This is a genomic window from Burkholderia sp. HAN2018, from assembly GCF_024704855.1.
Classification (GTDB): domain Bacteria; phylum Pseudomonadota; class Gammaproteobacteria; order Burkholderiales; family Burkholderiaceae; genus Burkholderia; species Burkholderia cepacia.
This window is the reverse complement of record NZ_QOBB01000070.1, coordinates 19,946-30,470: the sequence shown is the minus strand read 5'-3', so window position 1 is coordinate 30,470 and position 10,525 is coordinate 19,946. Positions and strand designations below refer to the sequence as shown.

9 protein-coding genes are annotated in these 10,525 nt (G+C 69.0%); 2 read left to right on the top strand and 7 right to left on the bottom strand.

Annotated features, from left to right (window positions below; all coding sequences use genetic code 11):
- Positions 1 to 54 precede the first annotated feature (54 nt).
- The 7 genes from DPV74_RS19200 to DPV74_RS19170 form a co-directional block, all read right to left on the bottom strand.
- Positions 55 to 1,254 carry an MFS transporter gene (locus DPV74_RS19200; RefSeq protein ID WP_059695516.1) on the bottom strand — a complete coding sequence of 400 codons (1,200 nt, stop codon included), beginning with the start codon at positions 1,252 to 1,254 and terminating at the stop codon, positions 55 to 57.
- Positions 1,255 to 1,478: 224 nt separating this feature from the next.
- A complete protein-coding gene (locus DPV74_RS19195; RefSeq protein WP_021159580.1) occupies positions 1,479 to 2,303 on the bottom strand; it encodes a phosphodiesterase in 825 nt (274 codons plus the stop codon).
- Between the two features lie 87 nt (positions 2,304 to 2,390).
- Complete coding sequence (locus DPV74_RS19190) at positions 2,391 to 3,422, bottom strand: ABC transporter ATP-binding protein (RefSeq protein ID WP_060173785.1); 1,032 nt, start codon at positions 3,420 to 3,422, stop codon at positions 2,391 to 2,393.
- A 13-nt stretch (positions 3,423 to 3,435) separates the two neighbouring features.
- Positions 3,436 to 4,338, bottom strand: coding sequence for an ABC transporter permease (locus DPV74_RS19185; RefSeq protein ID WP_119337780.1), 903 nt, complete (start codon positions 4,336 to 4,338; stop codon positions 3,436 to 3,438).
- A 10-nt stretch (positions 4,339 to 4,348) separates the two neighbouring features.
- Positions 4,349 to 5,173, bottom strand: coding sequence for an ABC transporter permease (locus DPV74_RS19180; protein ID WP_060357387.1), 825 nt, complete (start codon positions 5,171 to 5,173; stop codon positions 4,349 to 4,351).
- Between the two features lie 17 nt (positions 5,174 to 5,190).
- Complete coding sequence (locus tag DPV74_RS19175; protein ID WP_119337779.1) at positions 5,191 to 6,219, bottom strand: ABC transporter substrate-binding protein; 1,029 nt, start codon at positions 6,217 to 6,219, stop codon at positions 5,191 to 5,193.
- 60 nt (positions 6,220 to 6,279) lie between these two features.
- Positions 6,280 to 7,305 carry a substrate-binding domain-containing protein gene (locus DPV74_RS19170; RefSeq protein WP_027787932.1) on the bottom strand — a complete coding sequence of 342 codons (1,026 nt, stop codon included), beginning with the start codon at positions 7,303 to 7,305 and terminating at the stop codon, positions 6,280 to 6,282.
- A 952-nt stretch (positions 7,306 to 8,257) separates the two neighbouring features.
- Here DPV74_RS19170 and DPV74_RS19165 point away from each other — a divergent pair.
- The gene (locus tag DPV74_RS19165; protein WP_060086530.1) at positions 8,258 to 8,884 is read left to right on the top strand and encodes a flavin reductase family protein; all 627 of its coding nucleotides are present in this window, start codon (positions 8,258 to 8,260) and stop codon (positions 8,882 to 8,884) included.
- Positions 8,885 to 9,290: 406 nt separating this feature from the next.
- A complete protein-coding gene (locus tag DPV74_RS19160) occupies positions 9,291 to 10,523 on the top strand; it encodes a 3-methyl-2-oxobutanoate dehydrogenase (2-methylpropanoyl-transferring) subunit alpha (protein WP_027787930.1) in 1,233 nt (410 codons plus the stop codon).
- The last annotated feature ends 2 nt before the right edge of the window (positions 10,524 to 10,525 follow it).

Sequence of the window (10,525 nt, the reverse complement as noted above, 5' to 3'; positions counted from 1 at the left end):
GCCGAGCCGGCAGCGCCCCGCACCGACGCGTGACGCTGCCGTGGCCGGTCGCGTTCAGTCGCGCCGGCCGCCGCGATGGTGGAACCAGCCCGCCAGCGCGGTGAACGCCAGCCCGGTCGCGCACAAGCCGATCCAGCCGAACGCGTGCCATGCGGCCACACCGGCCGACGAGCCGAGCGCGCCGCCGATGAAATAGCACACCATGTACACCGTGTTCACGCGGCTGCGCGCCTCGGGTTTCAGCGCATAGATGCGCGACTGGTTCGAGATCTGCGCGGCCTGTACGCCGACGTCCAGCACGATCACGCCGATCACGAGCCCGACGAGGCTCGAGCCCGACAGCGCGAAGATCACGAACGACAGCGCGAGCAGCGCGATCGCGAGCGAGATGATCGCGCGCGGGCCGCGCTTGTCCGCGAAGCGGCCCGCGTAGGGCGCCGCGAGGGCGCCGGCCGCCCCGACGATCCCGAACAGGCCGGCTGCCTGCGGGCCGAGATGGAACGGCGCGCCGGCGAGCAGCAGCGTGAGCACGGGCCAGAACGCGCTGAATGCCGCGAACAGCGCGGCGCCCGTCAAAGACGCCTCGCGCAGCCCGCGCAGTTCGACTGCCAGATGCCACATCGAGCCGAGCAGCTTGCCGTACGACAGCGTCGACGTCGGCGAGCTGCGCGGCAGCCGCAGCACGATCACGGCGGCGAGCGCGACGAGCGCCGCGACCGACGCGGCGAACACCGCGCGCCAGCCGAAATATTCGGCGACGAAGCCGGCGGCGGTGCGCGCGAGCAGGATGCCGAGCAGCAGGCCGCTCATCACGGTGCCGACCGCGTGCCCGCGCTCGGCCGGCGGCGCGATCTCGGCGGCGAACGGCACGGCCTGCTGCGCGATCGTCGCGAGTACGCCGATCGCGAGGCTCGCGACGGCGAGCACGGCCAGCGACGGCGCGGCGGCCGCGACGATCAGTGCGACCGACAGGCCGGCGATCTGCATCAGGATCAGCCGGCGGCGGTCGAAGCGGTCGCCGAGCGGCGCGAGCAGGAACATGCCGGCCGCATAGCCGAGCTGCGTCGCGGTCGGCACCGCGCCGATCCACGAAGCGCCGTCGGGAAACGCGGAGCGGAAGCTGTCGAGCAGCGGCTGGTTGTAGTAGATGTTCGCGACGGATACGCCCGCGATCGTCGCGAGCAGCAACAGCAGGCTGCGCGAATAGTGGGGCGAGGCGGCGTCGGTCGGATGGTCGGTGGGGGCGGTGGACATGGCTGCGCGGACGGAGTGGGGCGGCGCGGCGCGCGGCGCACGCGTCGGGTGCGCAGGCGCGCGGGGCGCCGGTCAAGGCTGCCGATCATACCGGAGCGGCGTGAATCCTGCCGGGCGCGCGGCGGACCGGTAAAGCCGGCAGAGTCGGCAAACCGGCAAACCGGCAAACCGGCAAACCGGCAAACCGGCCGTCCGCCGCCCGTCATCGCGCGCGCTTCACCCCGTCAATCGACCAGCTCGCCCGTCGGCTCGTAGAACGGATACGGCCCGGCGCCTTCATCGACATACACGTGATGCGACGTCATCCCCGTATCGGGCGCATGGCGGTGAACCGCGAACGCCGGCGGCTCGAGCCGGAATGCAGACGGCGCGTCGGTTCGCAGGTCGAAGGCGACCTGATGCGCGGGCGACGGCACCGCGGACGCGAGCGTGCCGCCGAAGCGCGTGAACATCGTGCGATGCACGTGGCCGCACAGCACGCGCTCGACGTTCGGATGAGCGCGCAGCAACGCGTCGAGCTTCGCGGCGGCGGCGGGCGCGAGGCGCAGCTTGTCCATGTGGCCGATTCCCGCCGCGAACGGCGGGTGATGCAGCGCGACGATCACGGGCCGGTCGCGCGCGGCGTCGAGCTGCGCGGCGAGCCATGCGAGCCGTGCGTCGCACAGGTCGCCGTGGCTTGCGCCGGGCACCTGCGAATCGAGCGCGAGCACGCGCACCGCGCCGACGTCGAGCGCGTACTGCACGAATTCGCCATCCTGCAGCTCGGCGCGATCGGCAAACGCGCGGCGCAGCCCGGCGCGGTCGTCGTGATTGCCGATCATCAGGTAGTACGGAATCTCGAGCGCCGCGAGCAGCCCGCGCAGGTTGCCGTACTCTTCATCGTGGCCGAAGTCGGTGAGGTCGCCGGTGACGAGCACGGCATCGGGGCGCGGCACGAGCGCGTTCAGTCTGTCGATGCAGCGCGCGAGCGCGGCCGCCGTGTCGACGCGCCGGTACGCGAGCTGGCCCGGACGCTTGATGTGGAGATCGCTGATTTGAGCAAGCAGCATCGTCGTTCCTCGGAATCGTCTGGTTGTTGTCGCGGCGGCGTCGCGCGTCGCGGTGGGGGGCTGCATGAATGATGCCCGAACGATGGATTACGCACCGAGCGCGATCAGGCCTTCCGGTGCGATCGCGAGGCCGACCGCCGTGCCGCGTGCGAGCGCGATGCGGCCCGGCACGTCGATCACGAGCGCATCGGGGGCCGCGTGCTCGATCGTGAGCCGCGTGCGCTCGCCGAGGAACGCGCACGCGCTGACCGCGCCGCGCAGCGGCGCATGCGCGGGATCGGCGAGTTGCGCATCCTCGGGGCGGAAGAACCATTCGTCGGCCGCGTGCGGCGTGGCGACCGCGCCGCCCGTGGTCACCAGCGTGCCGTCGCGCCACTGCCCGGCGAGCCGGTTCAGCGTGCCGATGAACTGCGCGACCGTGCGGTTCGCCGGGTGGTAGTAGATGTCGCGCGGCGTGCCGATCTGCTCGATGCGGCCCGCGCCCATCACGACGATCCGGTCGCCGAGCTCCATCGCTTCGGCCTGGTCGTGCGTCACGTAGACCGTCGTCACGCCGAGCTCGCGCAGCAGCGCATTCATCTCGCGACGCAGCACGTCGCGCAGCTTCGCGTCGAGCGCGGTCAGCGGCTCGTCGAGCAGCAGCACGCGCGGCCGCACCGCCAGCGCGCGGGCCAGCGCGACGCGCTGGCGCTGGCCGCCCGACAGCTGGTCGACCGGCTTGTCCGCATGCGCGTCGAGCCGCATCATCGCGAGCAGCTCGTCGACGCGCGCGCGCAGCGCGCGCGGCTCGGTCTTGCGGATCTTCAGCCCGTAGCCGACGTTGCCGCGCACCGTCAGGTTCGGAAACAGCGCGTAGTTCTGGAACACCATGCCGACCTGCCGGCGCTCGATCGGCAACGCGGTGACGTCGTCATGGCCGAATGCGATCGTGCCGCCGGCGTCCGGCGTGTCGAGGCCCGCGATCAGGCGCAGCGTCGTCGTCTTGCCGCAGCCCGACGGCCCGAGCAGCACGAGCGTTTCGCCCGCGCCGATCGACAGGTCGAGCGGTTCGAGCACGCGCGTGCCGCGGAAGGTCTTCGCGCAGCGGGTCAGGGTGATGGGAGTGGAATCGAGTTTCATGTCTGCGAGAAATTCAGCGCGGGCGCTTCTTGAGCGCACGCGTGCCGGATGGATCGACGCCGAGCCACTGCATCGCGACGAGCAGCGGCAGCGTCATCAGCAGGAACAGGATCGTGTACGCGCTGCCGACTTCGAGGCGCAGCGACGCATAGGTATCGGCGAGGCCGACCGGCAGCGTCTTGGTGTCGGGCGTGTGCAGCATCCACGTGAGGTTGAATTCGCCGATCGACAGCGTGAGCACCGCGAGCGCGCCCGCGACGATGCCGGGTCGCAGGTTCGGCAGCACGATCGTGACGAAGCGCGTGACGAACGATGCGCCGAGGCTGGCCGCACCTTCCTCGAGCGTGCGCAGGTCGGCACCGGCCGCGACGGCTGCCACCGCGCGCACCATGAACGGCAGCGTGAACACGACGTGGCCGGCGACGATGAACCACAGGCTCATCCGGAACGCGGTGAAGCCGCCGTAGACGACCAGCAGCGCGAGCGCCGACGCGAGGCCGGGCAGCGCGACGGGCAGCACCAGCGCCTCCTCGATCGCGCGTGCGACGCGGTGCTTGCTGCGCGCGAGCGCATAGCCGGCCGGCACGCCGACGACGAGCACGATCGCAAGCGTCGCGAACGAGACGTAGAGCGACAGCGCGACCGAGCCGTGATACTGCTGCCACACTTGTTCCAGCCAGCGCAGCGTGAGGCCGCTCGACAGGCCGCGAAAGTAGTTGACGGTGAGGCCTGCGAGCACCGACATCACGACGGGCACGATCAGGAACGCGCACAGCAGCAGCGTGACGCCCCATTGCAGCGCGGCGATCATGCGCGCGCCGGTGACGCGCGGTGCGCGGCGGGCGATGCCGTTCACCTGCGCGGGAGCCGGTGCCGGTGAAGGCGACGGCGCGGAAGAGCCGGAAAGCGATTGCATGCGGGAATCCTCAGGCCGCGGCGGCGGCGGTGTGGCCGGTGAAGCGGCGCGCGAGCGCGAGCACGGCCCAGGTGACGATGCCGAGCACGATCGACAGGCCGGCCGCCGTCGCGATGTTCGCGTTCAGCGTGAACTCGGTGTAGATCGTCATCGGCAGCACGTTCAGGTCGGTGGCGAGCGTGAATGCGGTACCGAACGCGCCCATCGCGGTCGCGAAGCAGATCGCGCCGGCGGCGATCAGGCCCGGCGCGAGCGCCGGCAGCACGATGTCGACGAAGATGCGCCACGGCGACGCGCCGAGCGAGCGCGCGGCTTCCTCGAGCGACGCGTCGAGCTTCGACGCGGCCGCGATCACGGTGACGATCACGCGTGGAATCGAGAAATACAGGTAGCCGACGAACAGCCCGGCGACCGAGTACGCGAACACCCATTTGTCGCCGGTGAGCTTCGCGGACAGCATGCCGATCAGCCCCTGCCGGCCGGCGAGCATGATCACCATGAAGCCGACCACGACGCCCGGGAACGCGAGCGGGAACGTGAGCAGCGCGAGCAGCACGCGCTTGCCCGCGAATTCGCGGCGCGCGAGCAGGAGGCCCGAGACGGTCGACAGCGCGAGCGTCGCGAGCGTGACACCCGCGGAGAGCGCGACGGTCTCGCCGAGGCTTTTCATGTAGCGTGCATTGCCGAGCAGGGCCGCGTAGTGCGGGAAGAACGCGCCGTCGGCGGACACCCGGACGAGCGCCGCCATCGGCAGCAGCCAGAACGCGGCGAACACCGCGAGCGCCGGCGCGACGAGCGCGACGCGCCAGCGCAGCGGGAAAGTCAGGTCGAGCATCGGTTGCGTCCTGGCGCTTACTGCATCACTTGCAGGTACTGCTGGCCGAATGCCTGCTGGCCGGCCGCCATCTTGCCGAAGTCGACCGATTTCGCGCGGGCGTATTCGCTCGCCGGCAGGAACTTCGACGCGACGTCGGCGCCAAGCGCCTGTGCGCGCACCGGGCGCAGGTACGCGTTGGCCCACAGCTTCTGGCCTTCGTCGGACAACACGAAGTCGAGCACCTTCCTGCCGTTCGCGTCGTGCGGTGCGCCCTTCACGAGACTCATCACGTACGGCACCGCGATCGTGCCTTCCTTCGGAATCACGAACTCGACGTTCGCGCTGTCCTTGTACTTCGCGCGATACGCATCGAAGTCGTAGTCGAGCAGGATCGGGATCTCGCCCGACAGCACGCGCGCATACGCGGTCTGCTTCGGCACGATCGGCGCGTTCGCCTTCAGCTTGCGGAACCAGTCGAGCGCCGGCTTGAAGTTGTCGAGGCTGCCGCCGAGCGCCTGGTTCACGGCGACCGCGCCCGCATAACCGACGAACGCGCTCGACGGGTCGAGATAGCCGACCATGCCCTTGTATTCCGGCTTCAGCAGGTCGGCCCACGAGCGCGGCACCGGCTTGCCGTCGAGCGCGTCCTTGTTCACGAAGAAGCCGAGCGTGCCCGAGTGGATCGCGAACCAGTAGCCTTGCGGGTCCTTCAGGTTCGCGGGGATGTCGTTCCAGTGCGCGGGCTTGTACGGCGCGATCACGCCCTTGTCCTTCGCCTGGAACGCCGACGACACGCCGAGGTAGACGACGTCGGCCACCGGGCTCTTCTGCTCGGCGATCAGCTGCGCGATCGACTGGCCCGAGTTCTTGTTGTCGAACGGCACGCGGATGCCGGTCTTCTGCTTGATCGCGGCGATCTGCGCGGCCCAGTCGGCCCATTCGGGCGGGCAGTTGTAGCAGATCGCCGTTTCGTCGGCGTGGGCGGCGGGCGCGCCGGCGACGAGCGCGGCGCAGGCGACGGGAGCTGCGAGCGCGCGCAGCAGCGAGGTCAGGCGAAAGGACACGGTAGGTCTCCGGGCGAATGTGAGGCGCTGGGGTGAGGCAGTTAGGGGCGGTGCGCGCGTTCAGGCCTTGCGCAGTTGCAGGTCGGTGGCCGGCGGCGCGACGGTTGCGCCGTCGCGCACCACGTGCGGCAGGATCAGCGACGAGCGTTCGATCGCCGCGCCGCCGATGCATTCGACGAGGCGTTGCCATGCGTGGCGGCCGATGTCGCGGTTCGGCGTCGCGATGCTCGCGAGCGGCGGCGCGAGCAGTTCGCCGATCGCGATCCCGTCGAAGCCGAGCACCGACAGGTCGTCCGGGATCGAGAAGCCCGCGCGGCGCAGGCCGCGCATCACGACCATCGCGAGCAGGTCGTTGCTGCAGAAGAGGGCGGTCGGGCGCGTCGCGTGTGCGGTGAGATGCGCGAGCACCGCGTCGGGCAGCTCGGGCGCGTTGAAGTCGACTTCCACCGGCGGCAGCGTGGCGACGCCGCTTTCCTCGAGTGCCTGCGCATAACCGAGATGACGCTGGCGTGCGCGATCCGACGCGGCGAGCGAGCCGGCCAGCATCAGCACGCGGCGGTGACCGCGCGCGGTCAGCAGGCGCACGCCGTCATAGGCGGCGCTGCGGTTGTCGACCGACACCGACGGGCGGCGCTGCGTGTCGTTGTGCATCAGCACGTAATGCGGGCCTTCGTGGTCGAGCATGTCGAGCAGCGGGTGCGTGTCCGCGTCGGCGACGGTGAGGATCAGCCCTTCGACGCGCTGCTCGCGCAGCGTCTCGATCGCGTGACGCTCGCGCGCCGCATCGTATTCGGTCGTCATCAGGATCAGCTTGAAGCCGGCCGCGGTCGCGAGCTCGTCGATGCCTTGCAGGCAGTCGGCGAACACGGGGTTCGACAGCGTCGGCACGACGACACCGACGAGCCGCGTGCGCTCGCCGCGCAGTTGCCGGCCGAGCGGGCTCGGGCGGAATTGCAGCGTGTCGATCGCGGTGCGGATGGTCTGCAGCGTGGCGGGGCTGACGGTATGCGGTGCGTTGATCGCGCGCGAGACGGTGGCGATCGAGAAGCCCGCGAGGGCAGCGACGTCCTTGATGGTCGAGGTCATTAACTAGCGCGATGTAAACGTTTTCGGCAGGGAAATTATCGAAAACGTTTGTGACTTCGCGATGACGCAAGCGATGCCTGTTTCGCAAAAAAGCACGACACAAACATCGGACGGATGGGGGCCGTCGGACGACGCGGGTTCGATTGTATCGGGGATGTTGCGGCGCGGGAGAAAATCGCGGGCGGCCCTGTTACGGCGTCGATTGCACGGGATGAATCCGTGCGGCGCCGGGAGATGTCGCCATGCGGCGGCGCAGAATAAGGGAACGCATGCGCAAGCAATGGTAGAATCGCGTCCGCCCTCTTGCCGGGGTGATGAAATTGGTAAACATAGCGGACTTAAAAGATTGAGTGCCCGGCCGGAAACGGTCGGTGCAGAACCCTTCAAATTCGGCGAAACCCCTGATGCGCGCATCGAGGCAACGCCGAGCCAAGCCTCGCGGCATCCGCGAGGAAGGTGTAGAGACTAGACGGGGGGCGCCTAAGGCGCATGGGCAGCAGGCACGCCCGCGCGCGACGGTGAAGGCATAGTCCAGCGCACGAACGGCATCGCGTCCGCGACGCCGGCTTTGAAAGAAGCAGTGTGACGAAAATCCGCCGCCTTAACTGGCTTGCCGGTTCGAGTCCGGTCCCCGGCACCACGATCGCTTTCAGCGCGATTCGATGACGGTACGAAAGCCCGCGAGAAGCCATGCGCTCGCGGGTTTTTTGTTTTTGGTGCGTCCGGACGCGTGAGCGTGGAACGTTGCCGTTGTCGCGCTGCCTTTGTCCGGTCGTTCGACCCGCGCGACTCCGCCTTGCGGTTCGTCTGCGTCCAGCGGCCCTTCGAGGCAGCGAATGCGACGCCGTGTGATACTGGCCGCGCACGTCGTCCTGAACGCCGTTACCGTCATCGGCACGTGTGATGCGCCGATGGAATCCAACGCAGTTTGCATCCCGCAAGACCGCTCGTCATGACCGATTCGACCCACCACTATTACGAACCGTCGCAAGGCCACGGCCTTGCACATGATCCGTTGAACGCGATCGTGGGCCCGCGCCCGATCGGCTGGATCTCGTCGCGCGGCAGCGACGGTACGGTCAACCTCGCGCCCTACAGCTTCTTCAACGCATTCAACTACCGTCCGCCGATCATCGGTTTTTCGAGCGTCGCCGCGAAGGACAGCCTGCGCAACGTGCAGGAGACCGGCGAGTTCGTATGGAACCTCGCGACGCGCGAGCTCGCCGAGCGGATGAACCAGACGTGTGCCGCGGTGCCGTACGACGTGAACGAGTTCGAGCTGGGCGGCCTGACCGCCGTGCCGTCGCGTCTGGTCGACGTGCCGCGCGTGGCGGAAAGCGGGGTCAACTTCGAATGCAAGGTGACCGACGTGATTCGCCTGCGCGATCACCAGGGCGTGGAAACGCCGGCGTCGCTGGTGCTCGGCGAGGTCGTCGCCGTTCATATCCGGCAGGATCTGCTGAAGGACGGCCTCTTCGACACGTTCGGCGCCGGCATCATTCTGCGCGCGGGCGGCCCGTCGGCCTACGTGCACGTCAAGCCCGACAGCCGGTTCGACCTGTTTCGCCCCGACGCATGATCCGTCGCACGCTGCAACGATCGCCAAGGGCGCGCTGACACGCCCGAACGGATGACAAAAGACCCCGCGGATCTCCAGGATTTCGCGGGGTCTTTTGCTTCGTGTCGTCATGCAGCCCGGGTGCGCCGATCCGGCCGGCGCCGATGCCGCGGCGCTGCGTGCCGGGTACCGCAGCGCCGCAAACGCATCATGGGCTTACCCCGCCTGCCGTGCCGATGACCCGCCGACGCCCGTCATGGCAAATCTGCTCACCGCGATCGAGCGGCTTGGGCATCGACGTCCGTCGCCGCAGGGCATAAATTTTGAAGGTTGACGTGCTTATCCGCCCGTCAGCCCACGCGCAGGCCGGCAACCGGTCGCGCGTTCCCAAACAGCGTGAGACACAATCGAGCGTGGAGACGACACGATGAGCCTGTCAGAGCCATTGCGTCTGCATGTGCCGGAGCCCACCGGGCGCCCGGGCTGCAAGACGGACTTTTCCTATCTGCATCTATCGCCGGCCGGTGCGGTTCGCCGCCCGCCGATCGACGTTGCCGCGGCGGACACCGCCGATCTCGCCCGCAGCCTCGTGCGCGTGCTCGACGACAGCGGCAAGGCGGTCGGCCCGTGGGCACCGGATCTCGACGATGCACGGCTGATCGCCGGCCTGCGCGCGATGCTCAAGACCCGCATTTTCGACGCGCGCATGATGATCGCGCAGCGCCAGAAGAAGATCTCCTTTTACATGCTGAGCCTCGGCGAAGAGGCGATCGGCACCGCGCATGCGATGGCGCTGCGCGACGGCGACATGTGCTTCCCGACCTACCGCCAGCAGAGCATCCTGATCGCGCGCGACGTGCCGCTCGAGCGCATGATCTGCCAGCTGATGTCGAACGAGGGCGACCCGCTCAAGGGCCGCCAGCTCCCCGTGATGTACTCGGACCGCGACGCGGGCTTCTTCTCCATTTCCGGCAACCTCGCGACGCAGTTCATCCAGGCGGTCGGCTGGGCGATGGCGTCGGCGATCAAGGGCGACACGAAGATCGCGTCCGCGTGGATCGGCGACGGCGCGACGGCCGAATCCGACTTCCACACCGCGCTCACGTTCGCGCATGTGTACCGCGCGCCGGTCGTGCTGAACGTCGTCAACAACCAGTGGGCGATCTCGACGTTCCAGGCGATCGCGGGCGGCGAGGGCACGACGTTCGCGGGGCGCGGCGTCGGCTGCGGGATCGCGTCGCTGCGCGTCGACGGCAACGACTTCCTCGCGATCTACGCGGCGTCGAGCTGGGCGGCCGAACGTGCGCGCCGCAACCTCGGCCCGACGCTGATCGAGTGGGTGACCTATCGTGCGGGCGCGCATTCGACGTCGGACGATCCGACCAAGTACCGGCCGAGCGACGACTGGTCCCATTTCCCGCTCGGCGATCCTGTCGAACGCTTCAAGCGCCACCTGATCGTCAAGGGCATCTGGTCGGACAGCGCGCACGAAGCGTTGACGGCCGAGCTCGAGGCCGAGGTGATCGCCGCGCAGAAGGAAGCGGAGAAATTCGGCACGCTGGCCGACGACCGGATTCCGTCGCCGGCCTCGATGTTCGACGACGTCTACAAGGAGCTGCCCGCGCACCTGCGCCGTCAGCGCCAGGAACTGGGAGCATGATC